13 protein-coding genes, 1 tRNA gene and 1 pseudogene are annotated in these 19,257 nt (G+C 39.7%); 7 read left to right on the top strand and 8 right to left on the bottom strand.

All coding sequences use genetic code 11. The annotated features are described in order from the left end of the window. Positions 1-47: 47 nt before the first annotated feature. From G504_RS0112830 to G504_RS0112815, 4 genes and pseudogenes are all read right to left on the bottom strand, one after another. Positions 48-3,014, bottom strand: coding sequence for a PVC-type heme-binding CxxCH protein (locus G504_RS0112830; protein WP_019670591.1), 2,967 nt, complete (start codon positions 3,012-3,014; stop codon positions 48-50). 89 nt (positions 3,015-3,103) lie between these two features. Further along, positions 3,104-3,631 (bottom strand): ribosome maturation factor RimM, encoded by a 528-nt coding sequence (gene rimM / locus G504_RS0112825; RefSeq protein WP_019670590.1) that lies wholly within the window; start codon positions 3,629-3,631, stop codon positions 3,104-3,106. 261 nt (positions 3,632-3,892) lie between these two features. Beyond that, positions 3,893-4,426, bottom strand: a pseudogene (locus tag G504_RS18715) (30S ribosomal protein S16); the annotation flags it as partial. Between the two features lie 119 nt (positions 4,427-4,545). After that, positions 4,546-5,967, bottom strand: coding sequence for a sulfatase family protein (locus G504_RS0112815; protein WP_019670588.1), 1,422 nt, complete (start codon positions 5,965-5,967; stop codon positions 4,546-4,548). Between the two features lie 156 nt (positions 5,968-6,123). Between G504_RS0112815 and dnaE the strand changes: the two genes are divergently transcribed. The 5 genes from dnaE to G504_RS0112790 all read left to right on the top strand — a co-directional run bounded on the left by dnaE (position 6,124) and on the right by G504_RS0112790 (position 12,485). Then, entirely contained in the window at positions 6,124-10,509 is a 4,386-nt protein-coding gene (dnaE, locus tag G504_RS0112810) for a DNA polymerase III subunit alpha (protein WP_019670587.1), read from the top strand. A 100-nt stretch (positions 10,510-10,609) separates the two neighbouring features. Continuing rightward, entirely contained in the window at positions 10,610-10,927 is a 318-nt protein-coding gene (trxA, locus tag G504_RS0112805) for a thioredoxin (protein WP_019670586.1), read from the top strand. A gap of 70 nt (positions 10,928-10,997) precedes the next feature. Beyond that, positions 10,998-11,927, top strand: coding sequence for a DUF58 domain-containing protein (locus G504_RS0112800; protein WP_019670585.1), 930 nt, complete (start codon positions 10,998-11,000; stop codon positions 11,925-11,927). A gap of 243 nt (positions 11,928-12,170) precedes the next feature. Next, positions 12,171-12,434 carry a GIY-YIG nuclease family protein gene (locus G504_RS19275; RefSeq protein ID WP_026348565.1) on the top strand — a complete coding sequence of 88 codons (264 nt, stop codon included), beginning with the start codon at positions 12,171-12,173 and terminating at the stop codon, positions 12,432-12,434. Further along, positions 12,412-12,485, top strand: a tRNA-Asp gene (locus tag G504_RS0112790). Before G504_RS19275 ends, G504_RS0112790 begins: the two co-directional genes overlap by 23 nt. Positions 12,486-12,691: 206 nt before the next feature. On the opposite strand, the gene G504_RS18710 is transcribed toward G504_RS0112790, so the two are convergent. From G504_RS18710 to G504_RS0112775, 3 genes are all read right to left on the bottom strand, one after another. Further along, the gene (locus G504_RS18710) at positions 12,692-12,943 is read right to left on the bottom strand and encodes a hypothetical protein (protein WP_019670584.1); all 252 of its coding nucleotides are present in this window, start codon (positions 12,941-12,943) and stop codon (positions 12,692-12,694) included. Between the two features lie 106 nt (positions 12,944-13,049). Continuing rightward, positions 13,050-13,829: a DUF6090 family protein gene (locus G504_RS18705; RefSeq protein ID WP_157473340.1), complete on the bottom strand. Its 780-nt coding sequence runs from the start codon at positions 13,827-13,829 to the stop codon at positions 13,050-13,052. A 225-nt stretch (positions 13,830-14,054) separates the two neighbouring features. Then, positions 14,055-14,315 carry a hypothetical protein gene (locus tag G504_RS0112775; RefSeq protein ID WP_019670582.1) on the bottom strand — a complete coding sequence of 87 codons (261 nt, stop codon included), beginning with the start codon at positions 14,313-14,315 and terminating at the stop codon, positions 14,055-14,057. A gap of 234 nt (positions 14,316-14,549) precedes the next feature. On the opposite strand from G504_RS0112775, the gene G504_RS0112770 reads away from it, so the two are divergent. Continuing rightward, entirely contained in the window at positions 14,550-14,759 is a 210-nt protein-coding gene (locus tag G504_RS0112770) for a hypothetical protein (RefSeq protein WP_019670581.1), read from the top strand. Between the two features lie 523 nt (positions 14,760-15,282). Here G504_RS0112770 and G504_RS19270 read toward each other — a convergent pair. Next, complete coding sequence (locus G504_RS19270) at positions 15,283-17,100, bottom strand: tetratricopeptide repeat protein (RefSeq protein WP_019670580.1); 1,818 nt, start codon at positions 17,098-17,100, stop codon at positions 15,283-15,285. A gap of 307 nt (positions 17,101-17,407) precedes the next feature. Between G504_RS19270 and G504_RS0112760 the strand changes: the two genes are divergently transcribed. Then, the gene (locus G504_RS0112760; RefSeq protein WP_019670579.1) at positions 17,408-19,156 is read left to right on the top strand and encodes a hypothetical protein; all 1,749 of its coding nucleotides are present in this window, start codon (positions 17,408-17,410) and stop codon (positions 19,154-19,156) included. The last annotated feature ends 101 nt before the right edge of the window (positions 19,157-19,257 follow it).

Genomic DNA, 19,257 nt, shown 5'->3' with positions numbered 1-19,257 from the left:
AAACCCATTTCCTGATAGATTAATTTGAAACTTTAAGTTTAAGTTCTCTATCGCGGTTGTTGAAGAAATGCCAGCAAATCAGCCATTTGCTGTTTATTAATTCCAGCTTCCAGTCCTTCCGGCATTAGAGATTTTCCGGTAGACATAAATACTTCAATTGTATTTTTAGGAATAATTACTTCTTCCCCACCTGTCATTTTTAATGCCAGTTCTGTATCTGTTTCATTACTGACAAGCCCAAAATAGATGCTTCCGCCAGTTGTGATTACTTTGTAGTTTAAATATCGGGTATCCACGGCGGCATTAGGGTCCAGAATTTCATGAACCAGAGATTCCTTACTTTTCCTGCTTATTTCGGTTAAAACAGGACCTACCTCATTGCCTGTACTTCCATAAATATGGCAACTTGAACACAAATTTTTAAATACAACACTTCCCTTTTCTGAATCACCATTAAGGGCTAAAGCAGCTTGCATTTCTAATATTACCTGTTTCCTTTGAACAACTCCGCTATCTGAAAACAATGCCTCCGCTCGTTTTCGAATATCTTCATCATCAGAAAACAATAATACTCTCCTGCGCTCCAGGTCAAGATTAAATTCACCGAGGTTCACTGTACCATCTTCCATGGCAGTTAAAAGTACATCATGATTAAAAGATTTATATAACAGAATATCCGTTGCGTGCTTTCTGGCTTCCGGAGCCAAAGAATTCCACATACCTAAAAGCCTTGGCCCCACTTCTTTTTCATTAGAATTCCATAATTGTCGAAGGGATTCCTTTTGCAAAACCATTGGTCTTTTACTATCCAGCAGTTTGTAAAGCAAAGAGGCCCTGTTTTCGAAATCAGACAAGCCAATTAATTTTAGTTGCAGCAATTGCTCATCTATACTCCCCTTTTGCTCTAAAATATCCTTCTGGGATTTCGCCATTATTTCATTGATCTTTTCAGAAGAAGGAAATCCCATGGCCAGGCGAAGTTCTCCAGCGGCTTTTATTATTCCAAGGTCATTGGTGTTTTCCAGAGCTCTCAAAGCCTTTATGATTGAATTCTCACTGTCTTTGTCTGCCATTTGATCCACTCTCTGTACGTATCCTTTGGAAAGTGATTCAATAAACCCGGCTTTTAAAGGTTTTGGTATATTACTTTTATAGATTCCATCCAGGACCGATTTAATACTCGGAACATCCATTTCTTTTCCAATTATTGCGGTCAAAATTCCCAGTACCTGTTTTTGATCTTCTGTTAGCTCCTCGTTATATGTCAATTCTTCACCTACAAAACGACCGGCCTGTCTGCTTAATGCAAATGACATTGCCATTCTGTTCCATTGATCGGATTGAGTTTCCTTTAATACCTTTCTCATTGAGGACGCTATTTGACCCCTATTTGCAAAATATAAAGAATCTGAGATAGCACTGAGGGTAAGAGCAGCCTGCATTCTAAGGCGTGGATTACTTGCCAGGGTCAAACCCAGCAATGGTTCCATAAACTCGTTAATTTCTTCTGGTCTTGTCTCTAGAATTTTCAGGGCATTTTCGGCAATAGGGCTATAAGGATCATTTAAAGCTTTCATTAATTGCTTGTTATTCAGGCTACCCAGGCCCTCCAGTGTCCATAAACTATGGATTCTTGCCAACGGATTTTGAGTGCTGTCCAATTGTGTTGCCAGTAAAGGAACTGATTTATAATTCTTTTGGGTTACGAGTAATTGTTGCGCTGTCTTCCTTATCCATTGGTTTTTGTTCCCCAGGGCTGCTACAAGTTCTGTTTCACTAAAACTTTCCAGATCTTTTGGTTTGTCATAGTTATATTGGATTCCGGTAATACGGTAGATCCTTCCTTCCTTTCTCCCGGCATTTAAATCCAGTTCGGCCTCAATATCATCCGGAATCCATTCAGGATGTTCAATTACTTCCCTGTGCATATCTAAAACATAAAGAGACCCATCCGGGCCCACAGTCATATTAACCGGTCTAAATGCCCTGTCACTAGACGCCAGAAATTCGGTTTTATCTCCAACCCTGCTTGCTTTCGAAGCTGCGTTGTTTTCGGTTAACATGTCCATATGGACAAGATTCAGAACGCAATCAGCCACTAATAAAGATGAATTAAAATCTTCGGGGAATATTCCTCCCCCATAAAATGTAATTCCGCATGCACCTGAAAAATACCCGGATTGCTCAGGGTGATTTACCCTGGTTTCCTGCTCACCAATGGGATAAATTCTGGACAAACCGTTTTCATCATGGTCGGAGATATTTGTTAATGCATGTCCGGGGGTAACAGGTAAATTTTGAAAATAACGATCCTCAAATACCAATTGGGAAACATGTTCCAGGTTATGCGTTTCATACAATCTACCCCATTCGTCAAAAGTAATTTTAAATCCACCGGAAGATTCCCCTACTCTTTCGGCAATTTCATTTTCCAAATCCAGACGGAGATCACCACCTCTTAAATTCAGAACGGCATCAGGTTTAGAGAAAAAATACGGTTTTCCTGAATTTCCTCCATTTGCGGCATAGATCCAGTTATCCAATCCATAAGTCAATCCATTAAAATTATGCTGAAGATTATCATTGCTAAAGCCATCCATAATATGAACTCGTTCATCGGCCAACCCATCAAAGTCCTGGTCCGAAATCCAAATAAGATGAGGCGGGGAAGCTACCAGAAAACCACCTTTATAAAACATAAAAGAGGAAGCTACTCCCAGGCTGTCAGCATAGACTTTCCTTTCATCATAAACTCCATCATCATCGGTATCTTTCAAAAGTATAATACGGCTTTGTTCATCACGCAGAGGATAACCGGGCATTTCTAAAACGTAGGCTTTGCCCGAGGGAGAGAACTGCATGTCCACCGGATCATAAACCAATGGTTCAGAAGCAACTAATTCAATTTTAAAATCAGGGTGTATTTCAAAACCTTCAATAGATTTCGAAGGTTCGGTTGCGCAGCTTAAAAATAAAGCATTAGCCAAAACATAAAAAACAATTCGGATGTTCATTTTTTAAACCAAAATAAAAGATAATGAAAGATAGAAAAAAAAGAAAGAACCTAACCAATACTATCCTTTTCTACTCTCAATTGGAAATACTAGGAAAGATAAAGGTCTACCAGTCCTTCAGGGGTAGTTACATAAAGAATTTTATTGGCCCTGTCAACTTCATCAATAATATTATCGGCTACGGGGATCAATAGTTCTTTATCCCCTTTTTTTACCTCAAAGAGCGCCTGGGAAACAGAGTCATTTACAGCTATAATACTTCCAATGTTCCCATGCTGGCTATCGATGACCTCAAACCCGATAATTTCATGATAATAGAATTTGTTTCCCGAAAGTTTGGGCAGGAATTCTAAGGGAAGGTACAAATGAGAGCCGATGATACGATCTGCATCAGCCTCAGAGGAAATGTCTTCAAACCGAATACGAAGCAGATTCGATTTATGCAAATAACACTTTTCAATAAAAAATGGAACCAGATTGTTTCCTATTGAAACAAAAACTGATTCCATGTTTTCGTATATCTCGGGCTCATCAGTATCGAGTTTAACAAGTACCTCCCCCTTAAAACTGTGTTTTGAAACGATTTTGCCCAGGTAGAAACAATCTTCCTTCTGCATCTCGTTTAAAAATTATTCTTTCTTTTCAGAAGCAGTAGGCTTTTCTTCCGTGTCAGCTTCTTCTTTTGCAGTGTCTTCTGCCTTAGCAGGAGCAGCTTCTTCAACTGCAGGAGCAGCCTCTTCGGCTTTTTCTTCTGCTACAGCTTCTTCAGCTACAGGAGTAGCTTCCTCCACTTTTTCTTCTGTTACAGCTTCTTCAGCTACAGGAGTAGCTTCCTCCACTTTTTCTTCTGTTACAGCTTCTTCAGCTACTGGAGCAGCTTCTTCTGCCACGGCAGTTGCTTCGGCTTCCTCTGTAACTATTATTTCTTCTTCCGTTATTTCTGCTTCAGCCTCTTCGCTTAATGCCTCAGTAGCTGCCAAAGCTCTTTTTTCGCTTACTTCTTTTTCAGCTTCTAAAGCTTTTGCTTTTGCATCAGCCTTTGCTTTATCCAGGCCGGCCTCTTTCTTTGCAATAGTATTTTCTTTTTCCTCAACCCAGGCATTGAATTTTGCTTCTGCCTGTTCTTCGGTCAAAGCACCTTTGCGAACACCCCCTAATAAGTGATGCTTATATAAAACACCTTTATAAGATAAAATTCTTCTGGCAGTATCTGAAGGCTGAGCTCCGTTTACAAGCCATTGAACAGAATTCTCAATGTTTAAGTCAATGGTGGCGGGATTGGTGTTTGGGTTGTAGCTCCCCAACTTTTCAAGATACTTACCATCTCTTTTTGAGCGCGCATCTGCTGCTACGATCCAATAAAATGGTTTTCCTTTTTTTCCGTGTCTTTGTAATCTAATTCTAACTGGCATATCACATTAATTTTGCAGGGTGCCCGACCCTCGATTATTAATTCTTTAATTTTCCCCATAAATGGGCTGCAAATATACGCGTTTTCTATAAACCACCAATACTTTTAAAAGAATTCCTTTTATTCTGTTTCTACCAATTGATCCTGACCTTTTACCAATTTAGTTAGGTGCCCGGAAATAAGCGAATTAATCTCTTTAATAACATCCGGATTTTCTATGGCTACGTCATATCGTTCTTCCGGATCCGTGCTTAAATTATATAGTATGGGAGGGTTGTGCACTTCTTTCTTGCCGAATTGGCCGTATTCTCCCTGGGTAATAAAATGTGCCTTGAAATCTCCCAAACGCACAGCATATATATCGGTCCCCCTGTAATAAAAAAGCTTCTTTCGGGGACTTGGATTCCCGTGGAGCAAAGTTTCACTTAAATCGTACCCGTCAATCATCCTGTCTTGCGGAATTTTAACTCCTGCCAATCGGCTGAATGTTGTGAACAGATCCATAGTAGAGCCCAGGCCACTTACCAATCCCGGCTTGATTAAGCCCGGCCCCCAGAAAATACCCGGCTCCCTCATACCCCCTTCCCATGTTGTTCCTTTACCGGCTCTTAGAAGTCCGGCACTTCCGCCGTTAAGCTTAAAACTTAACCATGGACCATTATCCGAAGTGAAAACCACTATCGTGTTCTTTTCGAGACCTTCTTCCTTCAAGGCGGCAATTATTTTTCCAACCCCATCATCAATTTCCTCCAACACATCGCCGTATAACCCACGCTTACTTTTGCCTTTGAATTCTTTTGAAACAAACAAAGGTATATGCGGCTGGTTATGTGCTAAATAAATAAAAAATGGGTTTTCCTTGTTTTTCTTTATAAATGAAATAGTTTCCCTGGTATATCTTACAGTGATTGTATTTTGGTTAGCCGGGCGTTCTATGATCTCTGTATTCCGCATTAGCGGAACATTAAAATGATTTGTTTTTATTGCGTCATTGCCTAGTTTCCAATACTCCCAATAGGGAATCTCAACCACCATATCCATATCATTGGAATAGGGAATCCCATAATAATAATCAAAACCATTGTTGGTTGGGAGATATTGCTCCTTATGACCCAAATGCCATTTTCCTATGCAGGCCGTTTTATAACCTACCTTCTTGAGTTGTTCAGCAAGGGTGATTTCAGATGCCGGCAAACCATTTTTCGAATTAGGATAAAGCACTCTTCTTTTGTTGCTGGACATGCCGCTCCTTACGGTCAATCTCCCCGTGAGCAAAGCTGCCCTGCTGGGCGTACATACACTGGCCGCTGCATAAAAATTGGTCCATTTCTGTCCCTCCTGCGCCATTTGATCCAGGTTGGGTGTTTGAATAGTAGGGTGGCCGTAAACCCCCAGGTCGCCGTAACCAAGGTCGTCTGCAAAGATTATAATAAAATTGGGTGGCTTGGTATTATTTTGTCCAAAGGTTTTTTGCAACCCTATTGCGCAAAACAGGACACTCAATATTAGCTGTAAATACCACAATTTGATCTTAAAATTCATTTCTTATAACTTTATGTAGTTTTAAAGATATGTATCTCAAAAGAACTTAAAAAATATTATCTGTGCCGGCGTTAATAACTCTTGACAACTCTGCTTTATATGAATTTTGTTTTTGATTATTTTTAGCTACTTTTTTTCAGCTGAAACCAAATTACTATGTACCTCATTTTTGATACTGAAACCACCGGCCTGCCAAAGAGATGGGACGCTCCGGTAAGTGATACCGAAAACTGGCCCCGTTGTATTCAAATTGCCTGGCAATTGCACGATGCAATGGGCAATTTGTTGGATCGGCAGGACTACCTGATACAGCCAGATGGTTTCAATATCCCTTATGACGCCGAAAAAATTCACGGAATATCTACCGAACTTGCCCTTGAAAAGGGGCATCCCCTGCCGGAAATTTTGGAAAAGTTTAATGAGGCCCTTGCCAGAACCAAATTTGTAGTAGGCCAGAATGTTGGTTTTGATATTAACATAATGGGGGCCGAATTTCACAGGGCCAATCTGAAAACCTTACTGGGAGAATTACCCGTGCTGGATACATGTACTGAACATACGGCCACCCTATGTGCTCTTCCGGGAGGACGGGGCGGCAAATTTAAGCTTCCCACCCTTACGGAGCTTCATCAGCATTTGTTCAATACGCCTTTTGAAGAAGCACACAATGCCACAGCAGATGTAGAAGCCACTACACGATGCTTTCTGGAACTCATAAGGAGAAAACTCTACACTAAAGGACAATTGGATGTACAACCAGATTACTTTGAAAAATTTACGGAAGCCAACCCACAGGAAATTCAGTTAATAGGTTTAAAACATATCAACCTAAAGAAGACCTCTGAAAAAATAGCCAAAAATCTCCATAATTTAGATGTAACGGAAGTTTCCGAGGAGGACCTCTACAAAAATATTAAGTCTCTTGAAGATGCAGAATTTATACATCTGCACAACCATTCTCAGTTTTCCGTCCTGCAATCTACCATTAAGGTAAAGGATCTGGTTGCTATCGCCTCCGAGAACAGGATGCCGGCAGTGGCATTGACAGATCATGCCAATATGATGGGAGCTTTTCACTTCGTTAAAGAGGTGAATGCCCATAATAAAATGGTCGAAGAAACTGCTGCCGGAGAAGCAGAAAATGAAGATGCCATTCCAAGAAATATTATAAAACCGATTATCGGTTGCGAATTTTTTGTTTGTGATGACCATACCAATAAAAATGTAAAAGACTTTGGGTATCAAATGGTATTGCTGGCAAAAAATAAAAATGGCTATCACAACCTGGCAAAAATGTCTTCTATTGCTTATACTGATGGCTTCTACTACGTGCCCAGAATTGATAAAAATATTGTATCGCAGTATAAAGATGATATCATTGTCCTGAGCGGAAACCTTTATGGCGAAGTAGCTTCCAAAATTCTGAACATTGGCGAAAATCAGGCTGAAGAGGCCCTGCTTTGGTGGAAAAAAATGTTTAAAGATGACTTTTACATAGAAATCATGAGGCATGGCCAGGAAGATGAAGAAAGAGCAAATAAAGTACTTGTTGAATTAGCCAAAAAACATCAGGTAAAACTGGTAGCCACTAACAATACTTATTATTGCGCGAAGGAAGATGCCAACGCGCACGATATTTTATTATGCGTTAAGGATGGTGAAAAACAGGCCACCCCAATAGGCAGGGGTCGGGGCTACAGGTATGGACTGCCCAACCAGGAATACTACTTTAAGAGTGGTTCTGAAATGAAAGAATTGTTTAAAGACCTGCCGGAATCTATTCTGAATATTCAGGAAATCATAGACAAAATAGAGCCTTATGAACTGGCCAGGGACGTACTTTTACCGGAGTTTGAAATTCCGGATGAATTTAAGGTAAAAGAAGATGAAGCAGATGGGGGGAAACGCGGTGAAAATGCCTACCTCAGGCATATTACCTATGAAGGGGCCAAAAAAAGATATGGTGAGATTACAGATGAGATAAGGGAACGAATAGATTTTGAATTAAAAACGGTTGAGAACTCCGGATATCCGGGTTACTTTCTCATTGTTGAGGATTTCATAAGGGAAGCAAGGAATATGGACGTTTCGGTGGGCCCGGGAAGAGGGTCTGCAGCAGGTTCTGTAGTGGCCTATTGCCTTTGGATAACCAATATTGACCCTCTGAAATACGACCTGCTGTTTGAGCGCTTCCTTAACCCGGACAGGGTGTCAATGCCAGATATAGACATTGATTTTGATGATGAAGGCCGTGGAAAAGTCATGGATTATGTTATCAATAAATATGGTGCGAACCAGGTGGCTCAGATTATAACGTATGGTACCATGGCCGCCAAATCTTCTATCAGAGACACGGCAAGAGTTCTGGATCTGCCTTTAAACGATGCAGACCGTATTGCGAAACTAATTCCCAATATGTCCAAACTTAGCAAAATCTTTGGGGTTCCCGAAGCGGATCTTAAAAAGCGGTTCCGGTCTGATGAATTGGAAAAAGTAAATAGCCTGCTCAATATATCGGAAGGAGAAGATTTGGAGGCGCAGACCGTTAAGATGGCCAGGGTGCTCGAAGGTTCATTGCGAAATACAGGCATCCATGCTTGCGGGGTTATAATCACCCCGGATGACATAACCAATTTTGTTCCTGTAGCCACCGCTAAGGATTCTGATCTATACGTAACCCAATTCGACAATTCCGTAGTAGAGAATGCGGGTCTCTTAAAAATGGATTTCCTTGGTCTGAAAACGCTGACCCTAATAAAGGATACCGTTAAAATTGTAAAAGCCAGGCATGGAATACAATTAGTTCCGGATGATTTTCCCCTGGATGATGCCCCCACTTATGAGCTATTCCAGAAAGGGGATACCGTTGGGATATTTCAATATGAATCTTTAGGGATGCAGAAACACCTGAAAGATCTGAAGCCTTCGGTATTTGACGATTTAATAGCCATGAATGCGCTTTATCGTCCCGGTCCTATGGAATATATTCCCAGTTTTATCGCCCGGAAGAAAGGCGAAGAGGAAATTACCTATGACCTTCCCGAGATGGAGGAGTACCTAAAAGAAACCTACGGGATAACCGTCTATCAGGAGCAGGTGATGTTGCTATCACAAAAACTTGCAGGTTTTTCTAAAGGCGAAGCAGATGTTCTCAGGAAAGCAATGGGTAAAAAAATATTTTCCCTGCTCCAAAAACTGAAGCCACAGTTCCTGGATGGGGGTGAAAAAAAAGGACATCCCAGGGAAATCCTGGAAAAGGTCTGGAAGGATTGGGAAGCCTTTGCTTCCTATGCCTTTAACAAAAGTCATTCTACCTGTTATGCGTATATCGCCTATCAAACGGCCTATTTGAAAGCACACTATCCTGCAGAATATATGGCAGCCGTTCTTTCGAACAATATGAACGACATTAAGCAGGTTACATTTTTTATGGAAGAATGCAAACGCATGGGGCTTGAAGTCCTTGGTCCGGATGTAAATGAATCCTACTATAAATTCGCAGTGAATAAAGACAATGCGGTTCGCTTTGGAATGGGAGCAATTAAAGGGGTAGGACGTTCAGCCGTAGAGACCATTGTTGAAAACCGAAAAGAGGACGGTGCCTTTAAATCGGTGTTTGATTTGGCTAAACGAATAGATTTAAGAGCAGCCAATAAAAAAGCATTTGAAAACCTTGCTTTAGCCGGAGGCTTCGATTCCTTTGGGGAATCACACAGAGCACAATATTTTCACAAGACGGGAGATAGCAGCACCTTCCTTGAAATGGTTATAAAATACGGTTCCAAATTTCAGGAAAGTGAAAACTCATCTCAGGTAAGTTTGTTTGGTGAAACCAGCGAAGTTCAGATTCCGGAACCTGAAGTACCTCCTTGTGAAGAATGGGGTACTATGGAAAAACTCAGAAGAGAAAAAGAGGTAGTAGGTATTTATATCTCCGGACATCCACTGGATGATTTCAGGACGGAGATCAATGCGTTTTGCAATGCCAATGTTTCTTTTTTCAATAATCTGGAAGAATACGTAAACAGGGAACTTGCTTTTGCCGGAGTTATAACGGATGTACAACACAGGGTATCTAAAAATGGTAAGGGATGGGCCTTATTTACCATGGAGGATTATACAGATACCTATGAGTTTCGAATTTTTGGTGAAGAATATTTAAAATTCCGACACTTTCTGATGATTAATTCATTTGTATTTGTGAAAGTCTTTGTCAGGGAGGGATGGACAAACCGCGATACCGGCAAAAAAGGAGACGCGCGCTTGCAGTATGTCAATTTTATGCTGTTGCAGGAAACAATGGAAAACTTTGCCAAAAAGCTAACCATAAAATTGAATATTGACCAACTAAGAGAAGAAAATATTCACGCGCTAAAAGATACGCTTATCTCTTACAAAGGGAAGCATCCGCTAAATTTTGTTATTTACGAAATGAACGAAGAAATTAAAGTAAACCTGTCCAGTAGAAAACAAAAAGTAGAGATCACCAGCGAACTTCTTCATACACTGGAAGAAAAGGATGTACATTATAAATTAAACTAAATAAGCTTTTTCAATAGGGTAATAAGAAAAACGAATGCTATTGGAGTAATGAAAGAGTCGAATAATTGACTAAATTTGCATAATTATAAAACAAAACAATATGGCTTTAGAGATAACAGATGCTACTTTTGATGAAGTAGTTTTAAAAAGTGATAAACCCGTAGTGGTAGATTTTTGGGCAGCATGGTGCGGTCCTTGTAGAATGGTAGGACCTATCATAGAGGAAGTAAGTGCTGAATATGATGGTAAGGCGGTTGTGGGAAAAGTTGATGTTGATACCAATCAGGAATACGCTGCAAAATATGGAGTACGAAACATCCCGACAGTTCTTGTATTCAAGAATGGAGAAATAGTGACAAGACAGGTTGGCGTATCGCCGAAAAAAGTATATACTGATGCAATTGAAGCAGTGCTTTAATTAAAAAGGAAACTTCAATTTTAAAAAAGGTTTAGCAATTGCTAAACCTTTTTTAGTTTATCTTGGTCTTATGGATTTGCGGTCAGAATTACATAGCGCACCCTTATTTCAAAACCTGGAATTATTGGCGAACCAAATAGTGGAGGGTTTTATCAGTGGTATCCACAAAAGCCCTTTTCATGGGTTTTCTGCAGAATTTGCCGAACACAAAATTTATAATACCGGTGAGAGCACCAAACATATAGACTGGAAGTTGTATGCAAAAACAGACAAGCTTTATACAAAACGGTATGAAGAGGAAACCAATCTAAGGTGTCATATGATTTTAGACAATTCGGCATCCATGTACTACCCTGAAATAAAGAAGCTCTCTATTAATAATTTAAATAAAATTGGTTTTGGCGTGCTTGCCATTGCCGCTTTGATGAACATCCTTAAAAAGCAGCGTGATGCCGTTGGCTTAAGCGTGTTTTCTGATAGCTATAGCTTCTACGCTTCTGAGAAGGGCAGCGAAAGACACCACCAAATGTTACTGGCCAAACTAAGCGAGATAAGCCTTGACAGGAAACCCGCCAAACAGACAGAGATATATACCTATTTACATCAGATAGCCGAGAAGATCAAAAGACGAAGCCTTGTTTTCCTCTTTACAGATATGTTTCAGACTGCGACTTCAGATGAAAAGCTATTTGATGCCATGCGGCATTTAAAATACAATAAACACGAGGTAGTTTTATTTCATTTGCTTGATAACGAAACGGAATTGCATTTTAATTTTGAGAATACCCCCAAACGCTTTGTTGATGTTGAAACCGGCAGGCATATAGACCTCTATGCAGACAGTATAAAAGAGGCTTATGAGGGCGGGATCAGTGACTATTTAAATGACTTAAAACTAAAATGTGCGCAGTATAAAATAAAATATGTGGAGGTAGATATACGGCAACCTTTTACCAAAGTTTTGAATACCTTTATGATAGAGCGACAGAATTTTTTATAGTCTCAGTGGAATTTTAAATAAATTGTTTGTGGAATTCATTTAGCAACGTATATTTGCACCCACCTTCACTTCAGTAGAAGTTTTGGCGGACAAAGCAAGCTTTAGAAAAGCAATGTAACAAGGTTTGAAGCTGACGGTCGTCAGCGTCCACCTGAGGCGGATAAAATCATTGGTCTGGTAGTTCAGTTGGTTATCCCGAGTACTCGGGACTGCCTGTCACAAGGCAAACACGTTCTTAGAAGTATGTTTTTTGTATATATCATTGAAAGTGCTGTAGATAACTCTTTTTATATTGGTCAAACTAAAGATTTGATAAAAAGAGTGAAATATCATAATGATGGCCTTTCTAAATACACTTCAAAGAAAACACCATGGAAATTGGTGTATTCTGAAGAGTTCAATACAAGAACTGAAGCTATAAAGAGAGAAAGATTTTTAAAAAATCAAAAAAATCGTACTTTTTATAAACGCTTAATACAAAATTGGTCTGGTAGTTCAGTTGGTTAGAATACCTGCCTGTCACGCAGGGGGTCGCGGGTTCGAGTCCCGTCCAGACCGCAGTAAAGCAGAGTCCTTTGCACGCAAGTGCTTAGGACTTTTTTATTTAGGAGCATTGGAGTTTACTTAGAACTGTGGATAAAGGAAAAAGAATAACTGGTTTCTTTGAAACCAGAAGGACTTGCTTTACCGCTGGGTCCACTCCCTTAGGCCGATTTCCGAACAGAGAGAGGAAATCAATCCCGTCCAGACCGCAGAGAAATTCCCTAATAGTTTAATTTATAAACTTTTAGGGTTTTTTGTTTTCTGATCTTCCCCGCTCCTTCCCCATAATTCTCTTCTTTACCTATTATCTGATCCTCTACTATATCCCAGATAACCTCAACGAAGAACATATCTAGTGCATAAAGGACATATTTTGTAGTGCCATCAATATAAATATCTAAGAACTTGCCTTTGGAAAATACAGTATCGTACTGCTCATCTTCTGAAAGCATTTTGTATTCGTAGAGTGTCATTGTGCCAAATTTATTATATTGACCGAAACTATAATGCAGAATTAGATTGTTTTAATTATACCCGTTGTTGTGCTTTCGTTATTAGTTTAAATCACAATTAATAGCCTCAGTTAGTTCTTTGATCAAGCTCACTTTGGAGTTGTTTCAGCGTATTTTCTATATTATCCTTCAAATCAGAATAAAAATATGCATTCAGAAAAGATCCGGTAATAAAAAAGAAGGTTAGTTGATTGTCAAATTCAATATTCTTTATCAGCACTTTACTAGATAACTTAAAAGGGCTGTTAGAAATCTCCAAAGCAAATCTATTATTTGCTAATGCATTTTTTAAGGACTTTCTACCATTACCCCATTTGTTCATTAAATCAATCAATTTATACCGAGGTTTGGAATGCTCTTCTTCCTGAAACAAGACGCTGGTAAGAATTCCATCCCATGAGGCCAGTTTTAGTCGCAGCTCCTTATTAGAAATAATACTTAATTTACCAGAGTTGACCAACTCAATAAGAATGCCTGGGCTAGGACGGTATTGAATTTCAGCCATAATTGTGCGATACATTAAAGAATCAAATACCTTTTCAGTCAAATCTAGATCAGAAGTTCCCATTTTATTTAAAAGTGCATTCGCGTACGCCAAACCTTTCGCATTTAGTTTCATTACTCGTTCTACTTCTATGAGGTTATTTGAGAATTCATCATGAAGGGCATTTAGATATAATATTTCTGTATCCTTAACCTTGTCAATCTCATTCAAATTATTTAACTGAAGCGCAATTAATATCCCAATAACCACTAGCACAATTTCACCAATGGCATAAAGTAGATATTTACTGAATTTGTTTTCAGTCAGCATTTTTTGACGAATTTTTCTAAAGAATTTTATCATTGGAAAGTGGTTGGTTAAACTTCCTAAGGTAAGGAATTATTCTATGTGACTTTAAATCATGCTTCCGTATTCAATACGGTTGATTCGTTTTGGTAGATTTCGTGAGACCTGTTACCTAAACCAATAAACATTCAAATCACGTTAGAATGCTTAAAAGGCCTTTACAGTCTTGTCGGTATCTTCTGTAAGGTTTACCCTTTTTCGTATTATATTTTTATTTATTAATTACATATTCTCATCCGGTCCAAATAAGGGAACTTCCATGTTTTGAACATTAATGCTTTTTGCTTCTCTTGGTACGCCGTAGGCGTAAGCCAATAAGAGTTTCAAGTGCGGAAAACTGTCTTCAGATAGTCTGGCTATATGCTCAAATGCTTTCTCTTCACTACCATAGATCCGCTCCATTGCACTAATGCACAAAGTTCTTATTCGATCTTCATCTTCTTTGCTTTTACGGCCTCCTCCCGGTCGTCTCCTGCCTTTCATGTTATTTCGTTTTATTAATAAACTGCCAATTAACTAATGCTTTTATTATAAAAACAGTTTTTGTGCAAAAGTGTTAAATGAAAAGGGTCATTTACGGACATTATTTATCAACAAAAGAAGGGGCTTAAAAACATGAGATAAGTAAGCTTATTCCTTAAATGTTGAGTAAAATAGGACCTAACCACAGAAGTTGTAAATTGTGCTAGGACCGAAAAGAAAAAGAGTACAATCAAAATGGTAGGAGCCATAGTAGTGGCGGTGGTGATTATTATTTGCTCATTTGCAGTTTTTTTCTTGGCTACATTCTTTCTTGGAGTTTGGGGTGCATTGAGTAATCAGGGTTTTGATGTAGATAAACGGATGAGCTTGGTGGCTGTAATTCATGGATTGGCCTTGTTGGTTTGGCTGTCAATTATTGTCTGGAAAAATAAAAAGAGACAATAAGGTTGAAATAATTGAACTGTGAGCGTTTTAGTGCGTTCTAACGCGTCTTTGGCAGTTTAGTATAGGTTTAGTTTTCTTCTAATTTCAGAACCATTTTCATCTGTTAGATCAAAGGCATCTATCAAGTGCCATAAATTCGGGTTCTTCTTTCCCAACATATTTACCTGGTGTTAAGTAGTTGAATATATCGTTGTGTTTTCTTCCATAGGTTGGTTAGGCACTTCTTTTGCGTATGTTGTACCCCCTATCTTAATCTCATTAACGTAAACATCTGCCAAATCCGTTCCATCTGAATAATTCGTTTCGTTTTCAAGCCAGTCGTTTACATGGATATTAAACCCCTTGCTATTTAGTTCTAAGGCCGCATCTAACCACTAGTAATATTCGCTCTTATCGGGGAATGAGATGATGTTATAATCCATTGGGGGGTTAAAGGCGATGTTTGTGTCGCTTTTAAATAAAACAGCCTTTTATTGCATGAGGTTGAATAGATGAAAAAAGGGGCCCGTAAACCGGGGCCTTTTTATAATGTGTTCAAAAAACTTGTCAAATCAGTTTCTTTTTCTAGCCCTAATTTCTTTTTGAGGCGGTATTTTGATTTCAAAATACTATCGGGCAGCACATTCATAGTGGTCGCAATCTCCTTAGTAGTGAGGTTCATACGTAGAAAAGCCGCCAATCGGATTTCCTTTTCAGAGATATGAGTACAAAGCGTTTTGAGTTTTGCGTCAAAGTCGTTGTGAACTTCTGAGAAGTAGGTCTTAAAGGTTTCCCAATCTTTGTCTGAGGCCTTTTCCTTTTTCAGCAGCATCACAATCCGCCGAAACTCCATTTTGAACTTGTCTGGTGAGTTCCTTAGGTTTTCCAGGTTCTCTTTCAGCTCTTCTAAGAAGGTGTTCTTTTGTACCAGGTGCAAGGTTTGGCTGGCGAGTTCTTTTTTCTTGTGTTCGATTTCTTGCTTATATATTTCTTCCCGTTTTTCTCTGGCAATACGGTTCTTTTTGATCCGCTGACGATAGCCAAAAACAGAAAGACCAAATAAGGCCAGAGCAGAGGCCATTCCTCCGGCATAGAGGCCTTTGGTTAGTTTATTGACCTTCGCTTTTTCGTTCAATGTTCGTATTTCTTCCTGTTGAACCTGAATTTTTGCATTTTTCACCTCTGCTTCGTAATACTCCTGTAGGTTGGTGACTTCTTTTTGTTTTGTGATATCAAAAAGAGAGTCATTAAGCGTTATATATCGTTCTAAGGCATCAATGGCATCATTGTAATTACCATTATTTTTAAGGGCTTTCGCCTGAAGCAGATAGGCATCAATGACCTGCTCGTCTAAAAACCCTTTTTCGATTTCACTTTTCAAAGTTTCGGTAGCATAGTTTAAGCCAAGCTCATCACGGCCCAAGGCCAAATAATTTTCGCTGATTATGCCGGCATTATGGCTGATTAAGATTTGTTCGTTTACATCCTGGGCCTCCTTTAGGTTGGCAAGACCCAATATTAGGCTTTTGTCATAATCGCCAGCTAAAAAGTAAGCCTCAGCCAAATGGGTCTTTGCGTGAAGTTCGTGGGGATCATCTTTAAAAAATGAAATCGCCCTTGGCAATTTGTCTATGACTTCCTCAGGACTGTTCAGCTCGTTCATCGCTATGCCCCAGTTAACCAGCGATAAGTGGTACATGTAATTATCTTTTCCTTCCGATATCTGCATAGATTCTAAAAACCGCTCTTTTGCCAGGTGATAATCTTTGTTGGACAAATAGATGTTTCCCATAACAAAAACTGGGGCGATACGCTGGCGGGTAATCGAGCTTTTATCAGCCAGAGGCCTTGTTTGGGTTAAGATTTCAAGGGCACGCTTTGACTTACCCTGTCTATGATACGTATCGGCCATAAGAATTTGAGCATCCATAATTTGAGCTGTATCTTGGGCCTTTTCAGCCCATTCAATGCTTTTAGCGAAGGCTGGCATAATACTGTCGCTTTGTTCAAGTCTGATAAAAATATTGGCCATGCGCTTATAAAATAGGCTTTGGGTTAAAGGCCTATTTAAAGAATCTGGTAATGAGAGGCCTTTTTTTACGTACCGTTTGCAATCTTCAATGTTGCCAAAGTAATAAAGGCCGGTAGTTATTTCCTTATAGACCATGGCCAGGCTACTATCCTTTTCAGCTCTACCCAACTCAATCGCTTCCTCGTAATGATCTAAACATTTCTGCCCTTCCTTCTTTAGACAGTTATCACCCTTCTCTATCGCTGTTTTGATGTCATCGCTTAAAAAGGGAAAAAAATCTTGACTGAAAAGACATGTTGGAAATAAAAGTAAAATAAGAATGGTTTTCATGAGGTCATTGATTTTAAACTAAGTTAAGAAAAAACGACGGTCAAGTACTTGCCTACCGTAACAACCACAAATTATAGTTATCGTGTTTGTCCATATGAAGTAGAGGTAACCCCGCGTTATTTTATTATTTAATATATTGTATATCAAGTATTTGAAAAGTTTTTTAGCTGAAACTAATTATTGGTAGTCCATGGTTTAAAAATGCATAATGCAAGACAGATGTCCATACTTTGTCCATGGACAAAATTAGGTAAAGGAGGGTGCTGCTTCTAGTTTTGGGGTGTTGAATCCTTAAAACCAAAAAATTATGAAAACAAGGCGATTATTACAGTTTACATACGTATTCTTCGGATTGGCTCTTTTGCTGAACACAGGGTGTAGCAAAGACGAAGACCCGAATACACCACAACCACCCGTAGCCGGAGAAGAAGGGGAATTAGAGCAAGGCGCAGGCATAAGTGAAGAGGACCTGACCACCTTTGAGGGTGAAATAGGTATTTTGTTGGATGCCAGGCCCTATGTTAAAAAAGGCCAGCCGGTGACGATGGTAAAAGTCACGCCCTCGAATACCGATTTTTTTGATTCCCAATTGTTGGAGGTAGACCCATTTACCAACTTCGCCAGTTTTAAACTTGCTTTGGAAAATTTGACCGATGAGGCTGAAGAAACCTTACGCAACGGGGTTGATTTAACTATTGAGCTGTTGGATGAGAATGAAACCACCCTATTTACGGAAGCCTTGAATAACGTATTGTTCAAGGAAAATGGTACACAAGAAGAGTTGCGGGGTGAAAATGTGGCCGATTCAAATACAGCTGTGCACCTTAAACCCGACACCCCCTATTTTGTACAATTGGTCTCCGACGATGGAGAAATTCAGACAAAAGCTTTGGATAACCACCCTGGTTTGGTTTTTGGCGAAGAGAATGCAGTCATTACATGTATTGATGAATACAATACTTTTTTTCGATATCCTTCCCTTAACGCTGAGGCGAGTTTTGCAAGTAATAACCTTTCCCAACAGTTTTATTTTCAAAAGCATGATGGAGAAGAAAACGTGTACAGCATTATAAGTATAAGTACAAACACCTATTTGAAAAATAATTCGAGAAACATAGGACTGATTGAATCAAATGAAGTGTCGACTTCTGACATAACCAAGACCCCCAATTTTGATTCGCTCGGGAACGAGTTTAAGTTTCGAATTAAAAAAGAAAATAACACCTATCAACTATATGCATACGGAGCAGATACGCCACTGTACTTTTATACAAGAACCGCAAGCTGTTCTCTGATTGGAACCGCCACAATAGAATATGAAAGAACGACATTATTCAGTTCATCCATTTTTACTGCTGAGGGCCAGAACTTTAGAATTGTAACCACAGATGTGGAATATGAGACGGAAAGTATTGAAACCTGGTACGGTGAACCCATACTGCCTTCACCGGAAAACTCGTTCAAATTCAATAGCACTTTGACCAATTGTACCTCGCGGGATCTGGTACAAGAAGTGGGCACCGAAGTCACTGAAAGTACGACCATGTCGCTGTCATGGGAAGAAACCATCGGGCTCACTTCCAGTGTTACCTCCACCAGTTCGGTATCCGTTAGTGCAGAAGCTGGGGTGGATTTCTTTGGAACAGGAGGAAAAGTGTCCGGCACAGTTTCCCAAGAATTGGCAGTGTCGGTTGAAGTATCAAAATCGGCAACTACGGCCGAAGGGCAATCCTCAACAAGCGAGAACATCATTTTGACCGCACGTACCGTAACTGTTTCCCCTGGAAAACAGGTATTGGCCTATGATGCGGTACAGACCTATCCGGATATCACCATACCTTTTGTACAACGGATTAAGCTATCAGGGCGTAATTCAGATGGCGTGGATTTAACCGGGCAAGAATTGGCTACCCAAACCGCTTTTGGGGGCTTTACCGGCACAATTACTGAAATAGGGTCCAACTCCATTGAGATAACCGTTAGAGGCACAACCACATTTAAACAAGCAGTTGACGCCATCAGTGAGGCCACCGAGTCCGACGCTAATTGCAATTAAGGAGAATGTTTATTAATGCAGCGGGCACCTAAAGTTGCGATTCAACAACTTGGTGTCGGCTGTTTTTTTAATACTTCCAACGGAGCAAGATTAGGCTTTCG

The organism is Eudoraea adriatica DSM 19308 (genome assembly GCF_000382125.1).
Classification (GTDB): Bacteria; Bacteroidota; Bacteroidia; order Flavobacteriales; family Flavobacteriaceae; genus Eudoraea; species Eudoraea adriatica.
This window is presented reverse-complemented; position numbering and strand designations above follow the sequence as displayed.